The following is a 25,420-nucleotide window of genomic DNA, read 5'->3' as shown; positions in this document are numbered from 1 at the left end:
TGGCCCATCAGACCTGCGCCCATGTCGGGTCGCGCACGAGATCGACCGCGACGTCGACGTCGTCGGTGAGCGGACGGTCCTCGGTGCGGGGGTCGAGGACCTCCTCGGCGCGGGCGAGGGCCTCCTCGATCGGCATCGGGGCGTCCGCCGCCGGTCCCCCGGCCCGCCGGCGCAGGCGCAGGGCGCGGACGGCCGCGACGAGCTCGCACGCCAGCACGCGGGTGTAGGCCGTCGCGACCTCGGCGGTGGCGCGCGCGGCCTGGGTCGAGAAGCTCGCGTGGTCCTCGAGTCCCCGCGAGACGACCGCGCTCCCCAGCGTCACCGGCAGGGCGGCCTGGCGCAGGGCCGCGAGCGCGTCGTGGCTCATGTACTCGAGGATCATCACCCCGGAGCTGCCGGGCGGGCCGTCGGCGAGGAAGGCCCGCAGACCGGTCTGCTCGGGCTCGACGAGGTCGCCGAGGCGGGCCGCGGAGAGCTCGGCGACGCCGTGCACGCAGGCGCGGACGTGGTCGAGCGCGCCGGCCACGTAGGCGGTGTGGAAGTGCGCGTGGTGGTAGGCGTCGTCCTCGGCGACGGCGATCATCGGGTTCTCCGCGCCGGCGTTGATCTCGACGTCGAGCACGCCGTGCAGCATGTCCAGCGCGTCGATCGCCGGGCCGTTGACCTGCGGGAACGCGCGCAGACCGAACGGGTCCTGGATGCGGCGGCCCTTCGGCGGGGTGCGCTCCATACCGAGCAGGTGGCGCATCCGCTGCGCGCAGCGCACCTGGCCGGGGTGCGGGCGGGCGCGGTGCACGGGGTCGGCGTAGGCCTCGGGGCTGCCGTCGAGCGCGAGGTACGACAGCGCCGCGACCGCGTGGCTCGAGGCGAGGACGACGTCGAGCGTGCCGGCGGCGAGCGCGGCCTCGGCCAGCGTGACCGCGTTGCTCGACACGAACGCCAGCGCGTCGCCGGCGTCGACCGGGACGGCGCGGTGGCCCGGCGGGACCGTGTCCCACGCGCCCTCCCCCGCGAGCGCCAGCGCGATCTGCGCGAGCGGCGCGAGATCGCCGGTGCCGATCGCGCCGAGGCGGTGCACGACGGGCAGGGCGTCGGCGGCGACCGCGTCGGCGAGCGCGCGCACGAGGGCCGGCGACACCCCGGACCGCCCGGCGAGGAGCTGGTTGAGCCGGATGAGCAGCGCCGCGCGCACGAGCTCGGCGTCGAGCCGGTCGCCCGCGCCACCGGCGTGGCTGCGCAGCAGGCGCAGACCGTGGCCGGCGCCGTCCGCCGCGACCGCGGTCTCGTCGCGGTTGGCGCCGACGCCGGTGGTGCGTCCGTAGACGGCGCGGCGGGTGCTCAGGTCGGCCCCCAGACGGGCGGCGCGCTCGACGCGGGCGAGCGCGGCGCGGTCGAGGTGCAGGTCGGTGGGCCCGGCCGTGCGGGCCACGGCCGCCACCGAGCGCGCCGTCAGCGACGTGCCGCCGAGCCACAGCGGCGGGCGCCCCTCGAGCGGCGGGAGCTCGGTGCCCGGGCGGTGAGGCGCGACGGGGCTGTCGGTGCTCACGGGTGGACCTCCTCGGACAGCGGAGCGTCGGCGGGCACGCGGACCCCGGCGCGCCACACCGCCGCGGTCAGCGGCACGCCGGGGCGCTGGGCGAGGTGCACGACCGTCGGGGCGTCGAGGACGTGCAGGTCGGCGCGGGCCCCGACCCGCAGGTGGCCGACGTCGTCGCGGCGCAGCGCCCGCGCGCCCCCGAGGGTCGCGGCCCGGACCGCCTCGGGCACCGAGAGCCCCGCCTGCAGCACGGCGAGGGCCACGCCGAGCGCCACGGACGTGGTGTAGCAGCTCCCGGGGTTCGCGTTGCTGGCCAGCGCGACGGTCGCGCCGGCGTCGACGAGGCGCCGGGCCGGTGGCGGGGGCTGGCCGGTCGAGAGGTCGCAGGCGGGCAGCAGGGTCGCCACCGTGTCCGAGCCCGCCAGGGCCTCGACGTCGGCGTCGGTCAGGTGCGTGGCGTGGTCGACCGACGCGGCGCCGGCGGCCACGGCCACCGCGACCCCCGGGCCGGGACCCAGCTGGTTGCCGTGCACGCGCCCGCCGAGCCCGCGCGCGGCGCCCGCGGCGAGGACCCGGGCGGCGGCGTCGCCGTCGAACGCGCCGTCCTCGCAGAACACGTCGATCCACCCGACGTCCCCGGCGACGGCGTCGAGCATGGGACCGCAGACGAGGTCGAGGTAGTCCTCGGTGGTCGTGCCGGCCGGGGTGAGGTGGGCGCCGAGGAAGGTCACCTCGTCGACCTCGCCGGCCGCGATGCGGGCCGCGCGGGCCTCGTCGGCGACCGTCAGCCCGTAGCCGGTCTTGGTCTCGAGGCACGTGGTGCCCTGCCGGGCGGCCTCCGCGACGTGGCGGCGCAGCCGGGCGGCGAGGTCGGCGTCGGGGGCGGCGCGGGTCGCGTCGACGGTCGTCCGGATCCCGCCCGCGGTGTAGGGCCGGCCGGCGACCCGCCGGGCGAACTCCTCACCCCGGTCGCCCGCGAACACCAGGTGCGTGTGGCTGTCGACCCAGCCGGGCAGCACCGCCCGGCCCCCGACGTCGACCGCGGTGTCGCAGGCGGGCGCCGCGCGGGCCCGCCCCGTCCAGGCGACGCGGTCGCCGTCGACCACCACGGCGAACGGGCCGTCCCGGGGCTCCTCGTCGTCGTGGGTGGTGAGCTCACCGATCCCGGTGACCAGCAGCGTCATGCGTGGACCGCCGCGATCTCCGCCGCCAGATCGGCGGCCGGGCGCTCGACGAGCTGGTGGGCCCCGTCGCGGACCACGACCCGGCCGCCGACGCGGACCTCGCGGACGTCGGGCGCCGACGCCGCGAGCGGGATGCCCTCCGGACGGGCGCCCGCGGTGCGCACCGAGGCGGTGTCGAGGGTGACGAGGTCGGCCGGCGCGCCGACGGTGATGGCGCCTCCGTCGGTCCCGGCGCGCAGGAGGTCGGCGGGGGCGAAGCGCTCGCGCATGCCGTGTGCCAGGCGCTCGTCCATCTCCAGGGCGCGCATCTCCTCGAAGGGGTCGATCACCGCGTGGCTGTCGCTGCCCAGGCACAGCGGCACCCCGGCGGCGGCGAGGGCGGCGGCCGGCCCGATCCCGTCGCCCAGGTCGCGCTCGGTGGTCGGGCAGAAGCAGGCGGCGGTGCCGGTGCGGGCGAGGCAGGCGACGTCGTCGGAGGTCAGGTGGGTGGCGTGGACGGCGGTGGTCGCGGGCCCGAGGGCGCCGGCGTCGTCGAGGAGCATCGTGGGCGACAGGCCGTGGACGTCACGGCACGCGGCGTTCTCGGCGGGCTGCTCGGAGAGGTGGACGTGCAGCGGCCGGGAGCCCGCCCAGGTGGCGACGGTCGGCAGGGCCTCCCGGGGCACCGCCCGCACCGAGTGGATCGCGGCCCCGACCCGGACGCTGCCACGACCATCGCCTGCGCCGTCGTCGAGCGCCGCGACCAGGGTGGCGCGCTGCGCCCAGGCGTCGACGTCGGCGTCGGCGAAGCGGCGCTGCACGCCCTCGGGCGCGCGGCCGAACCCGGCGGCGAGGTAGCAGGTGTCAAGCAGGGTGATCCGCAGCCCGGCGGCCGCGGCGGCCTCGACGAGGGCGCGGTCCATGGCGACCGGGTCGGCGTAGGGGCGCCCGCCGGGGGCGTGGTGCAGGTAGTGGAACTCGGTGACCGCGGTGTGGCCCGCGAGCGCCATCTCGGCGTAGACGGCGGTGGCGAGGCGGCGGTAGCCGTCGGGGTCGAGCGCCGCCGCGACGCGGTACATGCGCTCCCGCCAGCTCCAGAACGAGTCCGCGGCGCGCGCGGGGCGCCCGCGCAGGGCGCGGTGGAAGGCGTGCGAGTGCCGGTTGACCAGCCCGGGGACCGTCAGCCCGGGCAGGACGGTCCCGGTGCGGGCAGCCCCGGTGGTGACGCGGGCGATGCGCTCGCCGTCGAGCTCCAGGGCGACCGCGTCGACGGGCCCGCCGCGCAGCCAGGCCTGTTCGCACCACAGCACGACCGGGGCGGCGGTCGTCGATCCGGGCGTCATCGGCACAGCACCTCCAGGACGTCGGCGAGGGCGGCCACGCCGGTCTCGGTGTCGGCGTCGTCGGCGTGCTCGTCGGGCGCGTGGCTCACCCCGGTCGGGTTGCGGACGTGCAGCATCCCGGTCGGGACGTGCGCGGCGAGGACGCCGGCGTCGTGGCCGGCGGCGGTGGGCAGGCGGCCGGCGCCGATGATCGACGCGAGCGTGTCGGCGAGCCCGGCGTCGAGCGTCACCGAATCCGACACCGACTCGGCGCGGACCTCGACGGTGCACCCCTCGTCCGCCGCGGCGGCGTGCGCGATGGCGGCGACGTCGTCCACGAGCGCCTGCGGGAGCGGCCCGCGGGCGTCGAGCCAGAGGTCCACGCGGGAGGCGACGACGTTGGTGCCGCCGGGGACGGCGTGCAGGCGCCCGACCGTGGCCCGGGCCTCGTCGCCCTGGCGCGCCATCGCGGTGCGGGCGGCCAGCACCGTGGCGGCCGCCGGCACCATCGGGTCGCGGCGGTCGTCGAGGCGGGTGGTGCCGGCGTGGTCCGCGCGCCCGAGGAACGACAGCCGCCAGCGCCCGTGCGCGACGATCGTCGAGCCGACGGCGAGCGCGTCCCCGCGCGGCGCCAGCGCCCGGCCCTGCTCCACGTGCAGCTCGACGAACCGCCCGATCCGCGCGAGCCGCTCGGGGTCGGGACCGAGCCGCGCCGGGTCGTGCCCGTGCCGCGCGAGCGCCTCGGCCAGCGTGACGCCGTCGGGATCGCGCAGGCCGCGCGCCCGGTCGGCGTCGAGGGAGCCGGTGAGCAGCCGCGACCCGAGGCACGGCACCCCGAACCGCCCGCCCTCCTCCTCGGCGAACACGACGACGGCGAGCGGGCGCGCGGGCCGCACGCCGCGCTCGCGCAGCCGGTCGATCGCGGCCAGCGCCGAGGCCACGCCGAGCGGCCCGTCGTACGCGCCGCCGCCCGGGACGGAGTCGAGGTGGCTGCCGGTGACGACGGCGTCCGGGCCGGGCGGGCCCCACCAGGCCCAGACGTTCAGGTCGGCGTCGGTCTCCACCGACAGGTCCCGGCGCGCGGCCTGCTCGGCGAACCACTCCCGCAGCGTCGCCTCGGCGTCGTCGCCGAGGTGGCGCGACCAGCCGCCGCGCCGGGCGTCGCGGCCGACGTCGGCGATCTCGTCGAGGAGCCTCACGATCCCTCCCGCCGTGTCTCCCGGAGGGGGATCCGCACCCCGCGCTCGTCGGCGACCTCCAGGGCGCGGGCGTAGCCGGCGTCGGCGTGGCGGATCACGCCGGTGCCGGGGTCGTTGGTCAGCACGCGGGTGATCTTGTCGCGGGCCGGCGACGACCCGTCGGCGACGCACACCTGCCCCGCGTGGATCGAGCGCCCGATGCCGACCCCGCCGCCGTGGTGCAGCGACACCCAGCTCGCCCCCGAGGCGGTGTTGAGCAGGGCGTTGAGCAGCGGCCAGTCGGCGATCGCGTCGGACCCGTCGGCCATGCCCTCGGTCTCGCGGTACGGCGAGGCGACGCTGCCGGCGTCGAGGTGGTCGCGACCGATGACCACCGGCGCGGACAGCTCGCCCGAGGCCACCATGTCGTTGAACCGCTCCCCCGCCCGGTGCCGCTCGCCGTAGCCGAGCCAGCAGATGCGCGCGGGCAGCCCCTGGTGGCGCACCTTCTCCCCCGCGAGGCGCATCCAGCGCGCGAGCGGTTCGTCGTCGCCGAAGAGGTCGAGCACCGCGCGGTCGGTGGCCGCGATGTCGGCGGGGTCGCCGGACAGCGCCGCCCACCGGAACGGGCCGCGACCCTCGCAGAACAGCGGGCGGATGTAGGCGGGGACGAAGCCGGGGATCTCGAACGCGCGCTCGACGCCGGCGAGGCGGGCCTCGGCGCGGATCGAGTTGCCGTAGTCGAAGACCTCGGCGCCGTCGTCGGCGAATCCCAGCATCGCCTCGACGTGCGTACCCATCGAGGCGCGGGCGCGGTCGGTGAACTCCTCGGGCTTGGCGCGGGCGTACTCGGCCCAGTCGGCGAGGTCGACGCCGAGGGGGAGGTAGGACAGCGGGTCGTGCGCCGAGGTCTGGTCGGTGACGACGTCGACGGGTGCCCCCGCCCGCCGGATCGCCGGGAGCAGCTCGGCCGCGTTGCCGACGACGCCGACCGAGATCGGCTCCTGCGCCGTGCGAGCCGCCTCGACCCGGCGCAGCGCGGCGTCGAGGTCGTCGGCGACCTCGTCGAGGTAGCCGGTCGCGACCCGGCGGTGCGCCCGCGCCGGGTCGGCCTCGACGACGAGCGCGGTGCCGCCGTTCATCGTCACCGCGAGCGGCTGCGCGCCGCCCATGCCGCCGAGGCCCGCGGTCAGCGTGAGGGTCCCGGCCAGCGAGCCGCCGCGCGGGCGGGCGACCGCGGCGAACGTCTCGTACGTGCCCTGGAGGATCCCCTGGCTGCCGATGTAGATCCACGAGCCGGCGGTCATCTGGCCGTACATCGTCAGGCCGAGGTGCTCGAGGCGGCGGAACTCGGGCCACGTGGCCCAGTCGCCGACGAGGTTGCTGTTCGCGATCAGCACCCGCGGGGCCCACTCGTGGGTGGTGAACACCCCGACCGGGCGCCCGGACTGGACGAGCAACGTCTCGTCGGGGGCCAGGTCGACCAGGCAGCGGCGGATGGCGGCGAGGCTCGCGTGGTCCCGCGCGGCCTTCCCCGTGCCGCCGTAGACCACGAGGTCCTCGGGCCGCTCGGCCACCTCGGGATCGAGGTTGTTGTCGAGCATCCGCAGCGCCGCCTCGGCGCCCCACGTGCGTGCCGTCGTCGTGCGTCCCCGTGCTGCTGGCATGGTGACTAGTGCAGCGCGGTCGCGGCGCCGCGGACAGGGCCTCTGGCGGCCCGGCGTCTCGGATACGAGACTCAGGAGCCGTGGCCGGTGTCCCGGGGTTGCGACGGGGGCTCGCGATCCTCCGTCTGCTCGCGGCGGGCGAGCCGCTGACCGCCGCGACGCTGTCCGCGCGCCTCGGGCTGCCCCGCTCGACGACCTACCACCTGCTCGCCGAGCTCGAGGCCGCCGGTGTCGTCGCGCACCTGCCCGACACCGCCCGCTGGGCCATCGGGATCGGCGCCTTCGAGGTCGGCACGGCCTACCTGCGCCACCACCCGCTCGACGAGGTGGCGGGACCGTCGCTGCGCCGCCTCGCGCACCGGACCGGGCACGACGTCCACCTGGGCGTGCTGGACGGCCGCGAGCTGCTCTACCTGCTGCGCGAGCGCCCGCCGCGCCCGCAGACGCTGGTGACCGCGGTGGGCGTCCGGCTCCCCGCGCACCTCACCGCGTCGGGGCGGGCCGTCCTCGCCGGGCTCGCGCCCGCCCAGCGCCGGGCCCTGCTCGCGGGCGCCGGGCCGCTGACGCGGCGCACCGACCGCGGCCCGGCGTCGGCGCGCGCGCTGTCGGCGGTGCTCGCCGCCGAGGCGCGGCGCGGCTGGGCGGTGGAGGACGGCGAGGTCAGCCGCGGCTACGCCTCGGTCGCGCACGCGATCCACGGGGCCGACGGGGAGGCGGTCGCGGCGGTCAGCGTGACCTTCCCGCACCAGTGCGCCCCGGCGTGCGGCACCGACTTCGCCGACCTCGCGGCGGTCGTCGGGCGCACCGCGGTCGAGGTCACGCGCCACCTCGGGGGTGTCCCGGGCGCAGGGGTCAGGCCGCCCGGACCACCTGGGACCGCTCGCTCTCGATGATCTCCCTGAAACGGCCTCGATCGACCAGGCGTTGCACAAGCGAGTCAGCCCGGGCGGACCCAGCCCTTGATGAAGGCGAAGTGGTCGTCGAAGCGCAGGACGGGGTCGTTGCGGTAGGCGTGCCGGAACTGCTCGATCCCGGCGCGGAGCTCGTCGTCGGAGAACTCGCCCAGCACCGACATGTACCGCGACGCGAGCATCCGGACGTAACGCTCGCGGTCGATGGCCATGTGGAACGTCCGGTAGCTGACCGACGCCCGCAGGCCGACCTCGGCGACCATGTCCACGATCTCCGCGGGCTCGGGCTGGAGCTCCCCGAAGCGCTGGTGGGCCTCGTGGAACAGCGGGTGGTGGATGGTCCGCGGCAGCATCACCAGGAGGATCCGGCCGTGGCGCGAGAGCAGCCCGGCGAGGCCCTCGAGGGTCTCGCGCCGGTCGGCCACGTGGTGGAACGACTCCTTGAGCACGATCGCGTCGAGGCGGCCGGGCTCCGGGAGGGCGACACGGCCCGTGGCGAGGTCCTCGGCGCTCGCGACCAGCGGCTGGAGGCTCCGCGACGCCGGGAGGCGCTCGAGCATCGCCGGGACCGGGTCGACGCACAGGATCGGGCGCTCGGGCTCGACCTCCGCGGCCAGGCGCCGGGTGTAGAGCCCGGTGCCGCAGCCGACGTCGGCGATGGCGTCGGTGCGGGTCAGGCGCAACGCGTCGGTGATCGCACGGGAGAAGCGCCAGACGTAGTCGGGGTCGTACGACCAGTGCTCGTCGTAGTCCGCGGCGATGCGCTCGTAGTGCTCGACGGTCTGGTCGCTCATGAGGAGGCTCCCGCGCTCGACGGCGATGACGTCGCGCCAGGGTGGCACGTCGCTGGTCCGGACGGGCGAGGACCTCGCGCTCAGACCGCCGCCGGTGCGCCGACCCGCAGGACGTCGGCGAGGTAGCTGCGCAGGACCGACGCGTCGGCGGTGTCGGCGACGAGGCCGAGGTAGCCGTCCGGACGGATCAGGGCGAGCCCCTCGGCGCCCAGGCCGTAGTGCGTCCCGACGACGTCGTCGGCGTCGAGCACGTCGCGGCCGATCTCGACCACCGTGCCCAGCTCGCCGAGGACCTCCCGCAGCTCCTCGGCGCCGCCACGGGCGAGCAGGAGGAAGCCGGGCTGCGCGAGGAGCTCCTCGACGGCCACCGGGGTGCCGTCGGGACGTCGCAGGCCCTCGGGGTCGGGGGCGTGCTCGCCGGCGCGGGCGGCGCCGCGGCGGTGCCCGCCGTGCTGCACCGCCAGGGAGCTGTCGCGGTAGCCGACGGTCAGCTCGGCGAGCCGTTCGGCCGCCGCCTCGCCGAGCGCCGGCACGTGGCCGACGACGAACATCGCGGCGCTGCGCAGCGCCCCGAGCGCGCCCGAGGTGGTGCCGACCCCGGTCAGCGCCGTCGTCGTCCTCACCACCGCCGCACCCACGGGGTGGCGCTCCTCCTGGTAGGAGTCGAGCAGCTCCGGGTCGGCGGCGTGGCGGGCCACGAGGGCGAGCTTCCAGGCGAGGTTCGCGGCGTCCTGGATGCCGGTGTTCATGCCCTGCGCACCGGCGGGGCTGTGGATGTGGGCGGCGTCGCCGGCGAGCAGGACGCGGCCGGGGCGGTACTGCGGGACCTGGGCGTGGTGGATCTCGAAGTAGGTCAGCCAGTGGGAGCCGGTCACCCGCACCCGGCCCGCCATGCGCTCCTGCGTCAGCGCCTCGATCTGCTCGAGGGTGGGGGCGGTCGCGTCGGGCCCGGGGTCGTCGACGAGGAAGATCGTCCTCGCCCGGCTGCCGCGCAGCGGGAACAGCATCGCCAGGCCGTCGGGGTGGGTGAACATCCGCCCGGTGCCCGGGTCGAGGGAGGTCTCGACCTCGACGTCGGCCATGGCGAAGTGCTGCCCGTGGAAGCCGCCCTCGAGGTGGGTGCCGACGAGGTGGCGGGTGGTGCTGTGCCCGCCGTCCGCACCGACGACCCAGCCGAAGCGCGCGGTCTCGTCGCCGGCGGCCGAGCGCAGCGTGACCTCGACGCCGTCCGCGTCCTGGGTCAGCGCGGTCAGCTCCACGCCGCGCTCGACGACGATCCCCAGCTCGGCGGCGCGCTCGGCGAGCACCGCCTCGGTGTCGGGCTGGGCGATGTCGAGCATGAACGGGTACCGGGACGGGATGCCGGTGAGGTCGGCGCCGGCCCGGGTCGCGCCGGTCCGGCCGTCGGCGATCTCGAGGCCGTCGATGCGCCGGCCGCGGGCCTCGAGGCGGGGGGCGACGCCCAGCGCCGCGAGCATCTCCAGGCTGCGGGCGTGGATCACGACCGCGCGGGACTCGTCGGTGGGCTGCTCGAGCAGATCGACCACGCGCACGGGGACGCCGAGGCGGGCCAGCTGGCTCGCGGTGGTCAGCCCCACCGGCCCGGCTCCGACGACCAGCACGCCGTTCGTGTTGCCCATGCCCGCGACTCCCTTGGTTGGTAGGACTACCAAGGATTGAAGCGGTGTCCGAATCGGCCGTCAACGGGCACTTCGCGCCGTGCGCGGGCGACCACGCAGCGGGAGGGATTCCGCGGCCGGGGCGAGGAGGACGACGGCGCTCCGGCGCCCGTCACACTGGCTCCCCCACCAGCGTGGACGAGGAGGTCCCGACGTGATCACCGGTGCGCACGCCATCCTGTACAGCGCGGACGCGGAGGCCGACCGCGCGTTCCTGAAGGACCTGCTCGGGACACGGACCGTCGACGCCGGGGGCGGTTGGCTGATCCTCGGGCTCCCGCCCGCCGAGGTCGCCGTCCACCCCACCGACGGCGAGCCCGAGCACGAGCTCTACCTCATGTGCGACGACGTCGACGCCACCGTCGCCGACCTCCGCGCGCGGGGGGTCGGCGTCGACCCCGTGACCGACCAGGGCTGGGGCCGGCTGACCGCGATCCACCTGCCCGGCGGCGGGCGGCTCGGCCTCTACGAGCCCCGGCACCCGGTCGCGACCGGACCGTGATCGCCGGCGTGTCCGCCGAGCGTGCCGCCGAGCGGGTGATGTCGTCGGCGTCTCACCGCCGCCCGCACCCGTCTCCCTGGTGCGACGACGGGGCGCGTGTCTAGCGTTCACCCATGGACATCGGCCCCGTGCGTCGGCGCCTCACCGCGGAACCCGTCAGCTCGCCCGTGCCGGGCGAGGAGTCGTGGCTCGTCGAGCCCGCGATGCTCGAGACCGAGCATCCGGCGCCGGCCGACGCCACCGTCGCGACGCGGCCCGAGCCCGCGCGGTGATCCATCCGCCGCCGGCCGGTCCCTCCCGGCACGACGGCGCCCCGACGACCCGCGACGCGCCCGGTGTCCCGGACGTGCCCGAGGCGATCCTCGGCTGGCGCACCTGGCGCGTGGGACGTCGTGCCCAGCGCCGCGCCGAGCTGGTCGCACCGCTGGCCCAGGTCGTCTGGCCGGCCCGCCGTCCGATGGTCGCGACGTGCAGCTCGCCCCACCACGCGCCGCCCGGCGACCGGTGCCGGTGCGGGCTCTACGCGGTCGGTCCACGACCCGGGGACGCTGGAGTGGGGCCCGTCCGACTTCGAGGTGCTGGGCGTCGTGGCGCTGTGGGGCCAGGTCGTCGAGGGCACGCGCGGCTGGCGTGCGTCGCACGGCTACCCGCGCTTCCTCGTCACCGGTCCCGCGATCCCCGCCGAGCAGCGGGCGGCGCTCGCCCGTCGGTACGGGGTGCCGGTGCACGGCGCCGACCTCCCGGCCCGGGGGCTCGCCTGCCTGCTCAGCGGCGACCCGGTGTCGATGGAGCTGCTGCGGAGCACCGAGACCGAGGCGCTCCTGGCCGCGCGCATGCCCGAGTGGGCGCGCCGGTGGCACGCCCGGCGGGCCCGCCTCGAGGCCGACGCGGCGCGCGGGGCGCGGTTCCGCTCGCTCGCCCGGCCGTGGCGACGGCGATGAGCGTCAGCTGAACAGGTCGCCGGCCAGGTACTTCAGCCCGGTGTCGGCAGCGACGGTGACGACCGTGCGGCCGGGCCCCGCCTCCAGCGCCAGCTCGAGGGCACCGGCGATGTTGAGCGCGGCCGAGGTGCCGACGAAGACGCCCTCCTCGCGGGCGAGGCGCCGGGCGAGGACCCGCGCCGCGTCCTCGTCGACGGCCCGCGCGTCGTCGTGGGTGCCGGGGCGCAGCAGGGGCGGCACGATGCCGGTCGCCGTGCCCTCGACCCGGTGGGGTCCGGCGACGCCGGTCGTCAGCACCGGGGAGCTCGCCGGTTCCAGCGCGACCACCCGGGTCGGGCCCGCGACGTGCAGGACGTCGGCGACGCCGGCCAGCATCCCCGCCGTCCCGACCGCCGCGCAGAAGACGTCCACCGCCGGGGCCTGCGCGAGGATCTCCCGGCCGAGCTCGGCGTAGCCGGTGAGCGCGTCGGCGTTGTGGAACTGGTCGGTCCAGAAGGCGTCCTCGTCGGCGACGATCCGGTCGACCTCGGCGCGCATGCGGACGAACAGGTCCGGGGTGATCAACCCGCCGTCGCTCGGGACGACCGTGAGGTCGGCGCCGAAGGCCCGCATCGTGCGCAGCTTCTCCGGGGAGAACGCGTCGGAGGTGACGAGCGAGAGCGGGTGGCCGGTGATGGCGCAGACGAACGCGAGCGACGACCCGGTGCTCCCGCCCGTGAACTCGACGACGCGCCGGCCGGGTGCGAGCTCGCCGCGCCGCCGAGCCCCCTCGATGATCGCCCGCGCCATGCGGTCCTTGTAGCTGCCGGTGGGGTTGGCGCCCTCGAGCTTGACCAGCACCTGCGCGCCGCCCTCGGGCGCCAGGTGGCGCAGGCGGACCAGCGGGGTGTGGCCCACGGCGTCGAGAACGGTGGCCGCGAGGGCGGGGAGTGACGCGCGGCCCGGCGACGGAGGCCCGTGTCCCGGGGCGGACGCGTGGGCGAGGACAGCGCCGTCGTCGTTCGCCATATCGGTCCTCCTCGTCGCCCCGAGGATGGGGCCGCGGCGAGGGTGGGGTCCATAGGGAGGTGGGCCGCGCGTCCCCGGAGGCCGCTCGATGGCTGCCCGGACTTCGCCGAACCATCGTGACCGTACTGTGACCTGCAGACCGATCTCGCGAGGTCGCTGAGCGGCCGTCGTTGTCGGGGGTCGTCGCTAGATTCGAACACATGAGCGAACGGGGTGGGCGGGGCGGCGTCGCTGCCGACCTGGATGCCCTGGACGCCGTGGAGCCCGGCCCGGCACTGGTGGCCGCGTTGGAGGAGCTGGCGCCGGACACGTTGTGCGGGGAGGACCTCGCGGCCTACGTGCGGGCCTGTGCTCGGGTGAACAACCGCGGCACCGCCCGGGTGCTCGAGGGGATGCACCACCTCGGGCGGGCCCGCGCCGGGCGCACCGAGCGCCACGCGGGGCTCGACGAGTACTCCGGTGACGAGGTCGCGGTGGCCCTGGGGTGGTCGCGAACCATGGCCGCGCGCAAGCTCGACCTCGCCGAGGACCTCGCGGTGCGCCTGCCCGCGGTGGGCGAGGCGATGTGGGCGGGGTGGCTCGACGAGCCCAAGGCCACCCGGTTCTGCGAGTGGACCCGCGACCTGTGTGACGACCACGCCCGCCACGTCGCCCAGGTGCTGGTGCCCGAGGCGCCCGGGCTGCCGGTCGCCGAGCTGATCCGGCGCATCGAGGCGACCGCGGCCGCGCTGGACCCGGACTGGGCGGCGCGCCGCGAGGCCCGCGCGGTGAAGAACGCGCGGGTGATCCTCACCGCGAACCCGTCGGGGTCGGCGACGTTCGCGGTGTGCGACGTGGCCGCCCCGCGCGGGCTGGCCATGCGCGACCGCTGCGACGCGGTGGCCGCCGCGATCCGCGCGCTCGGGGTCCGCCACCCGATCGGCGAGGTCCGCGCCGAGGTCGCCGCCCGGCTGCTCGACGGCTCGCTGGCCGGGCTCGACGACCACCAGGTCACCCTGCTGCTCGCCGCCGAGTACCACGCCGCCGGCCATCCCCCGCCCGACCGACCCGACGACGGACCCGACGGACCCGACGGACGCGGCGACGGGCCCGGCGGACCGGACGACGGACCGGACGGACCCGAGGACGGTGGCCGGTCCGTGCAGCCCGACCCGGACCCGGACGGGCGCGGCGAGACCGGCCCGGCTGCGGGCGGTGAGGATGCGACCGAGGGCGAACCGTCCGGGCAGGGCGTGCTCGACCTGCCCGACCTCCCTGATCCCGTCGGGCCCGGTGACCCCGGTGACCCCGGTGACCCTCCCGTGCCAGGGCTCCCGCCCCTGGTCCCCGGCCCCGATCCGGGTCCCGGACGCCTGCGCCACGGCACCAACGAACTACGCCTGCGACTGAGCACCGCCCTGGGACTCGACGAACTGCCCGCCACCGTGCCCGGCTACGGCACCGTCCTGGCCCACCACGCCCGCACCCTGCTCACCCGCTCCCACCCCGGCGAATGGCGCATCGTGCTCACCAGCAACGACGGCCACCTCCGCCACGTCCTGCTCGCCCGCCGCCGACCACACCCACCACCCCCACCACACCGAACAGCGGGCCCTCGCGGCGATCACCCATCGCCGCGGGGGCCGGCACGCCACACCATCGTCGAGCTCCAAGCCCCGACGACGCTGCTGGCCGCCCTCGACCCGCGCTCTCAGCCCGCCTGGACCGCGCTGCTGCACGAACTCCAGACCCGGCTCGCCGACCTCGCACACCCCCACCACCCCGAGCACCCCGAGCCTCCCGGCGCGCCCCGCGAGGGCCCCGCCGATCATCGCCGCCGCCGACCCACCGCCGAGACCGACCGTTGGGTCCGCGTCCGCGACCGGCACTGCCTGATCCCGGTCTGCCGGCGCAGCGCCCACCGCGCCGAGCTCGACCACACCCTCGACTGGGCCCACCACGGACCCTCCACCCACACCAACCTCGGCGTGCTCGACACCCACCACCACCGCGCCAAGCACCACGCCGACTGGCGCATCACCCAACCCCTGCCCGGCCACTTCACGATCCGCACCCGCGCCGGACAACGCCTCACCACCACCCCACCGAAGATCCTCGAAGACCTCCCCGAACCCCGCCCCGCCCACCGACCACGACCCCTACCCGACGACGGGTGGCGCACCACCGCCGGCCACGACGACCCCCACGACGCCCACTGGCGCCACCAGTTCCTCACCCGCACCGGCCTGAGCACGCCCCCGAGCACGGCGAGGAAGCCGGCCACCGCACCCGCCGTCCACGACCCCGACGACCCGCCACCGTTCTGACGCCGGAAACCTGTGGCGCGCGCCGCTCCACCGCGGACCATGTCCCCGTGGCGCGAACACTCCGCAGGCTCGCCGCGGCACTCGCCTGCGCGGCCACGGTGCTCGTCGCCCTGCCGATCACCGCGCCCCCGGCACCAGCCGCCACCCCGGCACCAGCCGCCGCCTCCGCACCAGCCGCCACCCCGTCCCCCGACCTCGCCGCCGTCGACCGCTACCTCGCCGACGCGCTCCCGAAGACCGGAGTCCCCGGCACCGCGGTCGCGATCACCCGCGGCACCGACGTCGTCCACCTCGCGGGCTTCGGCACCGACAGCCGGGGCGCGCCGATCACGCCGGACACGCGCTTCCGGATCGCCTCGCTCTCCAAGACGTTCACCGCCACCGCCGTCCTCCAGCTCGCGGCGGCGGGCCGGGTCGACCTCGACGCCCCCGTCCGGCGCTACCTCCCCGATTTCACCCTCGCGGACCGCGCCCTCTCGGCGCGCATCACCGTCCGCCACCTGCTCCACCAGACCAGCGGCATCGCCGACACCGCCTTCCCCGCCGTCACCGACGACGACGGGGACCTGCGCCGACGGGTCGCGAGCCTGCGCACCGCCACCCCGGCCAACGAGCCCGGCGCGGCGTTCCACTACGCCGACCCGAACTACCAGGTCCTCGCCCTGCTCATCGAGGACATCACCGGCGAACCGTGGGCCGACCACCTCGGCCGCCACCTCTTCGCACCGCTCGGCATGACGAGGACCGACGCGACCGCCGCCACCACGACCACCACCGGAGCCGGAGCCGGAGCCCCCGACCTCCCCGACGGCCACGTGCTCGTGTTCGACCGTCCCGTCGCCCGCCCCGAGCTCACCGGGCTCCTCGCGGGCTCGGGCGGCGTGGTCTCCACCGCCCGGGACGTGGCCCGCTGGCTCATCGCCCAGAGCACCGGTGAGGGCCCGGCGATGCCGCCCGGCAGCCGGGCCCTCCTGCAGACCCCGCCGCTCGGGAGCACCTACGCCATGGGCTGGCAGGTCGTCACCCCCGACGTCACCCCCGACGCCACGCCCGAGCAGGGCCCGCGGCGGATCGAGCACACCGGCGTGCTGTCGACCTTCTCCGCCGTCCAGGTCCTCCTGCCCGACAGCGGCTACGCCTTCGCGCTGCTCTTCGACGCCAACAGCGCCCTCGCCGACACCGCGGGCCTCACCACCGGCCTCGCGACCCTGCTCGCCGGCACCGGCGAGCCCGCCCCACCCCGCTCCACCGGGCTCGTGTCCGCGGTGATCGGCGGGCTGTGCGTGCTGGTCGTGGCCGCCCGGGCGCGTGCCCTGACCCGTCTCGACCGCGGCCACCCCCGCAGCGAGCCGCTCCGCCTCGCCTGGCTCCTGCTGCCGATCGGCGTCCTGGCCGCGCTCAGCCCGCTCGTCGCGGCCGCCACCGGCCGGGTGTTCACCACGCAGCAGATCGCCCTCGCGATGCCCGACGTCCTGATCCTGCTGGTCCTGGCGGCGGTGACGGGCGCGGCGCTCGCCGCCGCCCGCCTGCGGGCCCGGCGGACTACCCGTCGCTGACGGCCTCGACGGGCCGCTCGCCCGCCACCGTCGGCGTCTCCGGCGTCACCGGCACCACGTCGCGGGCGACCTCGGGGAGCTCGTCCTCACCGAGCTCGGGCACCTCGTGCTCCGGGACGCGCGGCGCAGGCCGCTGCGGCACCGGCGGCACCTCGTCCTCCGGCTCGCCGCCCCGTCCCCGGCCCCGGGTCTGCGTCATGGCCACCTCCGTGTCGCCACCCCGACACTGTCGCCACCCCGACACTACGGACCGACCACCCGCACCGTCCCCGCGTCGCCGTCGACGTGCACCTGGTCGCCGGTGCGGATCCGGTCGGTGGCCGCGCCCGTCCCGAGCACGGCCGGGATGCCGTACTCGCGGGCCACGATCGAGCTGTGGCTCAGCGGCCCGCCGATGTCGGTGACCACCGCCGCGGCCCGCGCGAACAGCGGCGTCCAGGCCGGCGTCGTCATCCGGGCGACGAGCACCTCCCCCGGCCGCATCGCCCCGAAGTCGTCCGGGCCCCGCAGCACCCGCGCGGTCGCCGTCACCTCCCCGGTCGAGCCCGGCACGCCCCTGAGCTGCTCCCCCGCCGAGGTCTCCGCGCCCGGCATGAAGCGGCCGAAGAGCGTCCGCAGCCACGCCACCTCCGGCAGCATCTGCGGCGGTGAGACGAGCGCCCGCCCGCGCCGCAGGGCCTTGCGGTCCGCGATCGGCGGGTCGACCGGCTCGCCCCGGATCGCCGCCCGCAGCTCGGACTCGGTCAGCCAGAAGACGTCGTCGGGCTCGCCGAGCAGCCGCCCGCCGAGCTCGCGCAGCATCCGGCGCATCAACGGCCACGCGAGGCCCACGTCGGCGAGCGCGTCCTCCCGGGCCGGCCCGAGCGCGCGCGCCCGCGCCAGGAGCGCATCGAAGATCCGCCGGCGGACCGGGCCGAGCCGCGCCCGCAGCTCCTCGGTCCGCGCGTCGCGCTCGGCTCGCAGCCGGGACCGGCGCGCCTCCGGGTCGACGCCCGCCTCGGACATCTGGAAGCGGATCGTGTCGAGCAGCGTGCCCGGGTCGTCCGCGGGGGTGGGCTCGGCGAAGTCCAGGTCGAAGACGGTGTGCCCGTAGCGCTCGAGGTGCTCGGCGAACCCGCGCCGCCACGCCTCGGTCTCCGTGCCACCGGCGCGCGCCTGCACCGCCAGGGCGTACAGCGAACGCTCCGCCCGCAGCGGCTCGCTGTCCTCCCCGACGAGCAGGACGTGTGCGGCCGGCTCGCCGGCGCGCCTCACCAGGCGGTCGTGAAAGGCGGTGAAGCCGATCTCGGCGGTGGCCGCCAGCGGGATCACCGACTGCACCGCCGTGTAGTAGGTCGCGCCCGCGTCGAGCAGGGTGACCACGCCGTCGAGCAGCTCCGCCGACGACAGGGCCGCCAGGTCCTTCGCCGTCCACTCCGCGACGACCGCCACGTACGCCGGGTGCGCCCGCTCGCGCCACCCGCGCACGCCGCCCCGGGTCCCCGGACGGTTCAGGGCGCGCAACGCCCACGGCAACCGCACCGTCATCCAGAGCAGCCCGCGGGTCCGGTAGAAGTAGTAGGCGTAGCCGTTGATCGTCGGGAAGGCGATGTCGCCGGCGGGCAGCGGCCGCCCGAGCATCCCGGCGAACAGCGCACCGATCGAGTCGGTCACCGCCGGGCCGATCAGGTCCGCGAACAGCGGGGTCAGCGGGCTCGGCATCTGCTCGACGATGCTGGCGCGGAAGTACGCGCCACCCGGGTACGGCAGCGGCCACGTGCTCGGCGGCGGGTCGGTGGGCGGGGGCAACGCGGTGATCGGCCGGGCCTGGACCAGCGCGAACGCCCCGCCGGCCCGCACCCACTCGACGTCCTGGGGCACGCCGAAGTGCTCCTCGGCCCGCACGCCGAGCCGGGCGAGCTCCCCCACCTCGGCCGCGCCGAGCACGGGCTCGCGCTGCCGCTCCGCGGGCACCGCGACCTGCGCGGTGCCCCCGCCGGTCGCGACGGTCATCTCGGTCTTCGCCGCGACCGTGCGGCCGACCTCGACGAACGTCGCCCGGTCGACCACGAGCTCGTCGGTCGCCGCGAGCCCGCCCACCACCGACTCGCCCAGGCCCCACGCCGCGCTGACCACGATCCGGTCGCGGCGTCCCGTCGTCGGCTCGGCGGTGAAGAGCACCCCGGACGCCTCGGCGTCGGCCATCCGCTGGATCACCACCGCCAGCCGCACGTCCTCGGGCGCGATGCGCTGGCGGGCGCGGTAGTCGACCGCCCGCGGGGTCCACAGCGACGCCCAGCACCGCACCACGGCGTCGAGCAGGGCGTCCTCGCCGCGCACGTCGAGCAGCGTCTCCTGCTGGCCGGCGAAGCTCGCGTCGGCGAGGTCCTCGGCGGTCGCCGACGAGCGCACCGCCACCGGTCCCCCGCCGAGGTCCGCGTACGCCGCCCGGACCTCGGCGGCGACGTCATCCGGCACCGTCAGCGCCAGGAAGCCCTCCTGCACGCCCGGCGAGGCCACGTCGACGCCCGCGGCGGCCACCGCGTACGCGTCGGTCGTCAGCACGACGCCGTCCGGGACCGGCAGCCCGGCCCGCACCAGCTCGCCAAGGTTCGCTCCCTTACCCCCGACCAGGGCGACATCGGCGGCGGTGACCTGCGCGAACGTCCGGACGTACTCCACCCCACCAGTGTGCTCCGGCGACCGCCCGTCGAGCCCGCGCCCGGAGGGGTTCCGGCGACACGGACGGGGAGCCGACGAGCTGCGACCATGGCGCGATGGGTGCCGGACGGCTCGCGACGCTGCCACCGGTCCGCGCCGTGCCTGCCGAGCAGGTGCGCGCGGCGCTGGTCGGGACGCCGACCGTCGTGGTGCTCGACGACGACCCCACCGGCACGCAGACGGTCCGCGACCTGCCGGTGCTCACGCGCTGGGCCGCCGACGACGTCGAGTGGGCGCTCGCCCAGGCCACGCCCGCGTTCTTCGTCCTCACCAACACCCGCAGCCTCGGCCCCGATGACGCCGCGGCGCGCGACCGCGAGGTGGTGCGCACCTGCCTCGAGGCCGCCCGGCGCCGCGGCGTCGAGCTGATCTTCGCCAGCCGGAGCGACTCCACCCTGCGCGGCCACTTCCCCCTCGAGACCGACGTCATCGCCCAGGAGGCCGGCAGCCCCGACGCCGTCGTCCTGGTGCCCGCCTACACCGACGCCGGGCGGATCACGCTCGACGGCGTGCACTGGCTGCGCGAGGGCGCCGACGGCACCGACCTCGTCCCGGTCGCGGAGAGCGAGTTCGCCACGGACGCGACCTTCGGCTACCGCTCCTCGCGGCTCGCCGACTGGGTCGCCGAGAAGAGCGGCGGCGCGGTCCCGGCCGCCGACGTCGCCGAGGTGCGGATCGAGCAGCTGCGCGCGGGCAGGCCGACCCTCCCCGCCGCGCGGGTGATCGCCGTCGACACCGTCGTCGACGACGACCTGCGCGCCGCCGTCCTCGCGATCCTGGCCGCCGAGCGGGACGGCGCGCGGTTCGTCTACCGCGTCGGACCGTCCTTCGTCCGCGCCCGCGCCGGCCAGCCCGAGCAGCCCCCGATCGCGGACGCCGCGCTGCGCGACGCCGTCGGGCGCGGCCCCGGCCTGGTCGTCGTCGGCTCCCACGTGGGCCGCACGCGCCGCCAGCTCGAGCGCCTGGACGCCCGGCGCGACCTCGCCCGCGTCGAGATCGACGTCCCGACGGTGCTCGACGACGCCGCCCGCGACGCGCACCTGGAGCGGGCGGTGGACGAGCTGGCCGCGTCGCTGGGCCGGAGCACCACCGTCCTCGCCACCTCCCGCACCCTCGTCACGGGCCGCGACGAGGCCGAGAGCCTCGACATCGCCCGGCGGATCAGCGCCGCGCTCACCGCCGTCACGGCGCGGGCGGTGGCCGCGCACCCGCCCGCCTGGGTGCTCGCCAAGGGCGGCATCACGTCCTCCGACGTCGCGACCGTGTCGCTGCGCGCGGACCGCGCGTGGGTGCGCGGCTCGCTGCTCCCGGGCATCGTGTCGCTCTGGGCACCGACGAGCGGGCCGCCGCTCGTGGTGTTCGCCGGGAACGTCGGCGGCGACGACGCCCTGGCCGACGTCGTCGACCGCCTGGAGGCCGCCGCGTGCGCGTGATCGTCACCGGCGGCGCCGGGTTCCTCGGGACGCTGCTGTGCCGCCGCCTGCTCGCCGGCCCGGTGGGCCTCGGGGGCGCGGCACCCGCCGACGTCAGCAGGCTCGTCGTGGTCGACCTGGTCGCCCCCGCCGCCGACGTCGCCGCCGACCCCCGCGTCGAGCACCTCGCGGGCGAGCTCAGCCGCACCCTCGGCGACGAGGCCGACGCGGTCTTCCACCTCGCGGGCGTCGTCAGCGGCGCGGCCGAGGCCGACTTCGACGCCGGCATGCACACCAACCTCGACGGCACCCGCGCCGTCCTCGAGTACGCCCGGGGCCACGCGGTGCCCCCGGTGCTCGTGTTCACCAGCTCGCTCGCGGTGTTCGGCAGCGACCCGGCGATCGGCCCCGTCGGCACGGTCGACGACGACACCCTCCCCCGCCCGCAGTCGAGCTACGGCATCCAGAAGTTCATCGGCGAGCAGCTCGTCGCCGACTACACCCGCAAGGGCTTCGTGCGGGGGCGCTCGGTGCGGCTGATGACGGTGTCCGTGCGCCCCGGGCGTCCCAACGCGGCCGCCTCGAGCTTCCTGTCCGGGATCATCCGCGAGCCGCTGGCCGGCGAGCGTGCGGTGTGCCCGGCGCCGCCGGACATGCCCGTCGCGCTGTCGAGCCCCGACCGCACCCTCGACGGCATCCTGCGCGCCGCCGAGGTCGACGACGCGACCTGGGGCAGCCGCACGGCGATGAACCTGCCGGCGCTCACCACGACCCCCCGCGAGATGACCGCGGCCCTCGACCGCGTCGCCGGGGCCGGCACCAGCGACCTCGTCGACTGGGTCGAGGACCCGGCCGTCGTCGCCATCGTCGGCAGCTGGCCCCCGCGCTTCGAGACCCCCCGCGCGCACGCCCTCGGCCTGACCGCCGACGCGTCCTTCGACGACGTGGTGCGCGCGTATCAGGCAGGCTGCCCTAAGATCGAACCGGACAAACGTCACGGATCATTCACGGGTGCTGCCCGTGTAGGTCACCGCATCCCGGACGCCGCCAGCGGGTCGTAGCCGGGCGTCCGGAACAGGTCCTGGAGCTGGCGGCGACGCACGCCGATGTTGCTGCCCTCGATCACGGGGTAGGCGAGCGCCTCGTGCAGGTACCCGAGGATCGGGAACCCCGTGTCGTAGGCCGAGACCCCGACGAGCTTCACGAGCTCGTTGACGACGTCGACGCCGGTCTCGGACCCGAGGACCTTGGCGTGCAGCGCGAGCTCCGGGGCCGACGGGTGCTGGGCGATCACGGCGTCGAGCGCCCGCCAGGTGAGCAGGCGCACCGCTTCGATCCGGCCCTTGGCGTCGGCGAGGACGTCGGACACCGCCTGGTGCTCGATGATCGGCACCGGGCCGCCCCGGGTCTCGGTGGTCGCGAACCGGAGAGCGACGTCGAACGCCTCGCGCATCGCGGCGACGGCGAAGATGCCGATCGACGCCCCGCTCGGGAAGAACGCGTTGCGGGTGAGCGCGACCCCCTGGCCCTCGGCGCCCAGCAGGTTCGCCCGCGGCACCCGGACGTCGCGCAGCCGCACCCGCGAGGTCAGGCAGCTGCGCAGGCCGGGCAGGTCGTAGTGCTCCTCGACCTCGATGTGCCCGGCGAGGTGCTCCCGCTCCGCGACGACCAGCGAGATGCCGCCCGGGGCGCGGCACACGATCGTCATCAGATCCGGGCCGTCGCCGTCCCACCCCGACAGGTGCGACGCCCACGCCTTCCGCCCGTTGATGACGTAGTGGTCGCCGTCCGGGACGGCCGTGGTCCGGGTCCCGGCCGCCGGCGGCTCGGCGTCGAAGTTGGCGCTGCCCTCGGGCTCGCTGTAGGCCATGGCGGCCAGGGGCGCACCGGCGTCCGCGAGGAACGGCGCCACGAAGCGCCCCACCTGCTCGGGCGTGCCGGCCTCGTAGACCGGCGCGAGAGCGATGAGCGGACCGGCCAGGGAGATGACGAAGTCGGGGCTCTTCGCCGCCCACTCCTCGATGAAGATCGCCGCATCCACCCCGCTCGACGCGGCCCCGCCGACCGGGGCCGGGATGAGGCCCTTGAGGAAGCCCTGCCCGACGGCCTTCTCGAACACCGGCCTGGCGAGCAGGGCGCGGGTCAGCGGGTCGGGCTCGGCGCGCACCGCCGCGGCGAGATCGCGCAGGTGCTCCTCGGCGAAGCCGCGCGCGGCGGCCTTGAGCTGCTCTTGCTCGGGGCTCAGCAGGAACGACACGGCCACGACGACTCCTCCGAATCCGGGTTGTGTCGAGCCTGGCCGCTCCGCCGGCACCCGTCTCGGCCCTGCGTGCACCACGGCCGTGCCGTTCGTGCACGGCGAGCTCAGGCGCGCATCTCCCGCGGCGAGACCCCGAACCGCCGGCGGAAGGCCCGGCTGAACGAGGTCGGGTCGTCGAAGCCGTGGGCGGCGGCCACGGCGGTCACCGTCACGGTCGTGGCCGGGTCGGCCAGCACGGACGCGCAGCGCTCGAGGCGCCGGCGGCGCACCGCGGCCGCGAACGACTCGTCGGCGCCGGCGAAGAGGTTGTGCAGCGTCCGCGGCGAGATCGCGAACCGCCGGCACACGCCGTGGACGGTCAGGTCGCGGTCGCCGAGGTGGCGGTCGACGTACGCGAGGACCGCCTCGCGGGTGACGCCGCCGCGACCGCCGTCCGGGGCCGTCGCCCCGGTCACGGCCGCGGCGAACGAGTCGGCGAGCGCCGCCGCCCCGGGCGCGTCTGCATCGACGGTCCAGAGCGCCGCCATCAGGGCGGTCACCGCGGCCCCGGCTCCGGTGGAGGCGACGGGCCGCCCCAGCTCCGGGCGCCCGCCGAGGGCACCGCGCGGGACGCGGAACGACACCATGCGCCACGCCCGGTCGAAGCGGAAGAAGTACGGCTCGGTGGTGTCGACGACGACGAACTCGCCGGGGCGCACGACCGCGGTCCGGTCGCCGACGGTGGTCGCACACCGGCCGGCGAGCTGCAGGTTGACGAAGAAGTACTCCCCTGCGGTCCGGGCGACCTCCCGCGGGCCGTGGTCGGTGCGCTGGGCCTGGGCCGCGATCCGCGCCCGGTTCAGTCCGGCCAGCGGCCGGGTCTCCACGGTCGCCGCGAAGCCCTCGGTGTCCACGGTGTCCACGGTCCGGTGCGGCGTCAGCGGGACGAAGGCCTCGCAGATGACCTCGCGCCAGTAGCCGAACTGCTCGCGGGCCGGCAACTCCGCGATGTCCCAGACGCCCACGCCGACCACCTCCGGCCCTCATCCTGGCCCGCGACCGACGCCATCTCGACCAGCTGAGCAGCACGCGGAGGAACAACACGGCCGTCACGCGCCGGGGAGGCCGCCCATCGTGCGACCGTGTCTCCTGTCAGGAGACACAAGTTCATCACAGGAGCAGGGACCGTCTGGTCGATCTCCTGAAGAGAGACTATTTTTCCCGACAAGAGACGAAGAGACCCGGACGAGAGAGAGGAGACCGCCCGTGTGCGGGATCGTCGGACTCCACCTGCGTGACCCCGAGCTGTACCCGCAGCTCGGGCAGCTCCTGGAGTCGATGCTGTGCGGCGTCGTCGAGCGCGGCCCCGACTCCGCCGGGGTCGCCGTCTACGGCGACACCCGCCGCTGCCCCGAGGGCCACGCCGCCGTCTCGGTGCTGCTGCTCCCGTCCGGCGCCACGCCGGAGGCACTGAAGGACGCCCTCGCCGACCTCGACCCGCTGGTCACCCCGGCCGGCGACACCACCCTCGTCGCCGCGCCGACCGGCGTCGACGAGCTGGTCGCCGCCGTGCGCGCGGCCTTCCCGGCCGCGACGGTGATCGGCGCGGGCCGCGACCTCGCCGTCTACAAGGGCACCGGGCACCCCCGCGACCTCGCCGGGACCTACGACCTCGCGGGCGCGCAGGGCTGGCAGGGCCTCGCCCACACCCGCATGGCGACCGAGTCGGCCGTGACCCCGGAGGGCTGCCACCCGTTCTCGGTGGGCCCCGACCAATGCCTGGTGCACAACGGCTCGTTCTCCAACCACGCCACGGTCCGCCGCGACCTCGTGCGCGAGGGCGTCACGTTCGACTCGGCGAACGACTCCGAGGTCGGCGCCCGCTTCGTCGCCTCGCGGCTGGCGCAGGGCGAGGACCTCGAGAAGGCCCTGCTCGCGCTGCGCGAGACCTTCGACGGCTTCTACACCCTGCTGGTGACCAGCGCCGAGGGCTTCGCCGTGGTGCGCGACCCGATCGCCTGCAAGCCCGCGGTGATCGCCGAGACGGACGCGTGGGTGGCGATGGCCTCGGAGTTCCGCGCGCTGGCGCCCCTGCCCGGCATCGAGTCCGCCCGCCTCTACGAGCCCGAGCCCGGAAAGGTCTACGCATGGACGCGGTAGTCAGGGACGCGAAGCATCAAGGGGAGCACGCCGATAGGGGAGCTGGACCCATCGAGACGGAGACCGTCACCTTCGACCTGGCCGGGACCGGCGGCGTCCGCGCCCTCAACGCCGAGCTGCACCGGCCGACGGCGAAGTCGTACGCGGTGGCGAACCCCGCCGGCGCCCACGCGATCGCGGCCGGCATCGACGCCGACATCGTCGTCGAGGTCCACGGCCACGCCGGCTACTACTGCGCGGGGATGAACGACGGCGGCACCGTCACCGTCCACGGCAACGCCGGCACCGGCGTCGCCGAGAACATGATGTCGGGGACGGTGCGCGTCCGCGGCGACGCGTCGCAGT

The 25,420-nt window shown here is 76.4% G+C and carries 21 protein-coding genes and 1 pseudogene; 10 read left to right on the top strand and 12 right to left on the bottom strand.

Annotation, left to right across the window (positions count from 1 at the left end; all coding sequences use genetic code 11):
* Nucleotides 1–7 precede the first annotated feature (7 nt).
* From PHK61_RS29855 to hutU, 5 genes are all read right to left on the bottom strand, one after another.
* Nucleotides 8–1,474 (bottom strand): aromatic amino acid ammonia-lyase, encoded by a 1,467-nt coding sequence (locus tag PHK61_RS29855; protein WP_420791457.1) that lies wholly within the window; start codon nt 1,472–1,474, stop codon nt 8–10.
* Nucleotides 1,475–1,542: 68 nt separating this feature from the next.
* The gene (gene hutI / locus PHK61_RS29850) at nt 1,543–2,721 is read right to left on the bottom strand and encodes an imidazolonepropionase (RefSeq protein ID WP_274284671.1); all 1,179 of its coding nucleotides are present in this window, start codon (nt 2,719–2,721) and stop codon (nt 1,543–1,545) included.
* Nucleotides 2,718–4,043: a formimidoylglutamate deiminase gene (locus PHK61_RS29845; protein ID WP_274284670.1), complete on the bottom strand. Its 1,326-nt coding sequence runs from the start codon at nt 4,041–4,043 to the stop codon at nt 2,718–2,720. The genes hutI and PHK61_RS29845 overlap by 4 nt, the downstream gene beginning before the upstream one ends.
* Nucleotides 4,040–5,221, bottom strand: a complete 1,182-nt coding sequence (locus PHK61_RS29840; protein ID WP_274284669.1) for an allantoate amidohydrolase — start codon at nt 5,219–5,221, stop codon at nt 4,040–4,042. The genes PHK61_RS29845 and PHK61_RS29840 overlap by 4 nt, the downstream gene beginning before the upstream one ends.
* On the bottom strand, nt 5,218–6,867 hold the full coding sequence (gene hutU, locus PHK61_RS29835) for a urocanate hydratase (protein WP_274284668.1): 1,650 nt from the start codon (nt 6,865–6,867) through the stop codon (nt 5,218–5,220). Before hutU ends, PHK61_RS29840 begins: the two co-directional genes overlap by 4 nt.
* An 80-nt stretch (nt 6,868–6,947) precedes the next feature.
* Between hutU and PHK61_RS29830 the strand changes: the two genes are divergently transcribed.
* Nucleotides 6,948–7,760, top strand: a complete 813-nt coding sequence (locus PHK61_RS29830; protein ID WP_274284667.1) for an IclR family transcriptional regulator — start codon at nt 6,948–6,950, stop codon at nt 7,758–7,760.
* A 44-nt stretch (nt 7,761–7,804) separates the two neighbouring features.
* Here the strand turns inward: PHK61_RS29830 and PHK61_RS29825 are convergent, their stop codons facing one another.
* Nucleotides 7,805–8,572, bottom strand: coding sequence for a class I SAM-dependent methyltransferase (locus tag PHK61_RS29825; RefSeq protein WP_274284666.1), 768 nt, complete (start codon nt 8,570–8,572; stop codon nt 7,805–7,807).
* Between the two features lie 80 nt (nt 8,573–8,652).
* Complete coding sequence (locus PHK61_RS29820; protein WP_274284665.1) at nt 8,653–10,212, bottom strand: FAD-dependent monooxygenase; 1,560 nt, start codon at nt 10,210–10,212, stop codon at nt 8,653–8,655.
* 193 nt (nt 10,213–10,405) lie between these two features.
* Between PHK61_RS29820 and PHK61_RS29815 the strand changes: the two genes are divergently transcribed.
* From PHK61_RS29815 to PHK61_RS29805, 3 genes are all read left to right on the top strand, one after another.
* A complete protein-coding gene (locus PHK61_RS29815; protein ID WP_274284664.1) occupies nt 10,406–10,753 on the top strand; it encodes a VOC family protein in 348 nt (115 codons plus the stop codon).
* A 113-nt stretch (nt 10,754–10,866) separates the two neighbouring features.
* Nucleotides 10,867–11,025: a hypothetical protein gene (locus PHK61_RS29810; RefSeq protein WP_274284663.1), complete on the top strand. Its 159-nt coding sequence runs from the start codon at nt 10,867–10,869 to the stop codon at nt 11,023–11,025.
* A 315-nt stretch (nt 11,026–11,340) separates the two neighbouring features.
* Nucleotides 11,341–11,694: a hypothetical protein gene (locus tag PHK61_RS29805; protein ID WP_274284662.1), complete on the top strand. Its 354-nt coding sequence runs from the start codon at nt 11,341–11,343 to the stop codon at nt 11,692–11,694.
* A gap of 3 nt (nt 11,695–11,697) precedes the next feature.
* Here the strand turns inward: PHK61_RS29805 and PHK61_RS29800 are convergent, their stop codons facing one another.
* Nucleotides 11,698–12,702, bottom strand: coding sequence for a PLP-dependent cysteine synthase family protein (locus tag PHK61_RS29800; protein WP_274284661.1), 1,005 nt, complete (start codon nt 12,700–12,702; stop codon nt 11,698–11,700).
* Between the two features lie 200 nt (nt 12,703–12,902).
* Here PHK61_RS29800 and PHK61_RS29795 point away from each other — a divergent pair, with 200 nt between their 5' ends.
* Complete coding sequence (locus PHK61_RS29795) at nt 12,903–15,008, top strand: HNH endonuclease signature motif containing protein (RefSeq protein ID WP_274284660.1); 2,106 nt, start codon at nt 12,903–12,905, stop codon at nt 15,006–15,008.
* Nucleotides 15,009–15,055: 47 nt separating this feature from the next.
* Nucleotides 15,056–16,564, top strand: coding sequence for a serine hydrolase domain-containing protein (locus PHK61_RS29790; RefSeq protein WP_274284659.1), 1,509 nt, complete (start codon nt 15,056–15,058; stop codon nt 16,562–16,564).
* Here PHK61_RS29790 and PHK61_RS29785 read toward each other — a convergent pair.
* On the bottom strand, nt 16,551–16,763 hold the full coding sequence (locus tag PHK61_RS29785; protein WP_274284658.1) for a hypothetical protein: 213 nt from the start codon (nt 16,761–16,763) through the stop codon (nt 16,551–16,553). The two genes, PHK61_RS29790 and PHK61_RS29785, sit on opposite strands and share 14 nt — an antisense overlap.
* 44 nt (nt 16,764–16,807) lie before the next feature.
* Nucleotides 16,808–19,225: a PEP/pyruvate-binding domain-containing protein gene (locus PHK61_RS29780; RefSeq protein ID WP_274284657.1), complete on the bottom strand. Its 2,418-nt coding sequence runs from the start codon at nt 19,223–19,225 to the stop codon at nt 16,808–16,810.
* 95 nt (nt 19,226–19,320) lie between these two features.
* Between PHK61_RS29780 and PHK61_RS29775 the strand changes: the two genes are divergently transcribed.
* Nucleotides 19,321–20,697 (top strand): four-carbon acid sugar kinase family protein, encoded by a 1,377-nt coding sequence (locus PHK61_RS29775; protein WP_274284656.1) that lies wholly within the window; start codon nt 19,321–19,323, stop codon nt 20,695–20,697.
* Complete coding sequence (denD, locus tag PHK61_RS29770; RefSeq protein ID WP_274284655.1) at nt 20,688–21,737, top strand: D-erythronate dehydrogenase; 1,050 nt, start codon at nt 20,688–20,690, stop codon at nt 21,735–21,737. The genes PHK61_RS29775 and denD overlap by 10 nt, the downstream gene beginning before the upstream one ends.
* Here the strand turns inward: denD and PHK61_RS29765 are convergent.
* Both PHK61_RS29765 and PHK61_RS29760 read right to left on the bottom strand, forming a co-directional pair.
* Complete coding sequence (locus PHK61_RS29765; protein WP_274284654.1) at nt 21,704–22,939, bottom strand: acyl-CoA dehydrogenase family protein; 1,236 nt, start codon at nt 22,937–22,939, stop codon at nt 21,704–21,706. The two genes, denD and PHK61_RS29765, sit on opposite strands and share 34 nt — an antisense overlap.
* Nucleotides 22,940–23,040: 101 nt before the next feature.
* Nucleotides 23,041–23,940, bottom strand: coding sequence for a helix-turn-helix domain-containing protein (locus tag PHK61_RS29760; RefSeq protein ID WP_274284653.1), 900 nt, complete (start codon nt 23,938–23,940; stop codon nt 23,041–23,043).
* Nucleotides 23,941–24,181: 241 nt separating this feature from the next.
* On the opposite strand from PHK61_RS29760, the gene PHK61_RS29755 reads away from it, so the two are divergent.
* Together PHK61_RS29755 and PHK61_RS29750 are read left to right on the top strand one after the other, a co-directional pair.
* Nucleotides 24,182–25,075, top strand: coding sequence for a class II glutamine amidotransferase domain-containing protein (locus tag PHK61_RS29755; RefSeq protein ID WP_274284652.1), 894 nt, complete (start codon nt 24,182–24,184; stop codon nt 25,073–25,075).
* Nucleotides 25,063–25,420, top strand: a pseudogene (locus PHK61_RS29750) (hypothetical protein); the annotation flags it as partial. The gene PHK61_RS29755 and the pseudogene PHK61_RS29750, both read left to right, overlap by 13 nt.

Source organism: Actinomycetospora lutea (assembly GCF_028737205.1).
GTDB classification, from domain to species: domain Bacteria; phylum Actinomycetota; class Actinomycetes; order Mycobacteriales; family Pseudonocardiaceae; genus Actinomycetospora; species Actinomycetospora lutea.
This window is presented reverse-complemented; position numbering and strand designations above follow the sequence as displayed.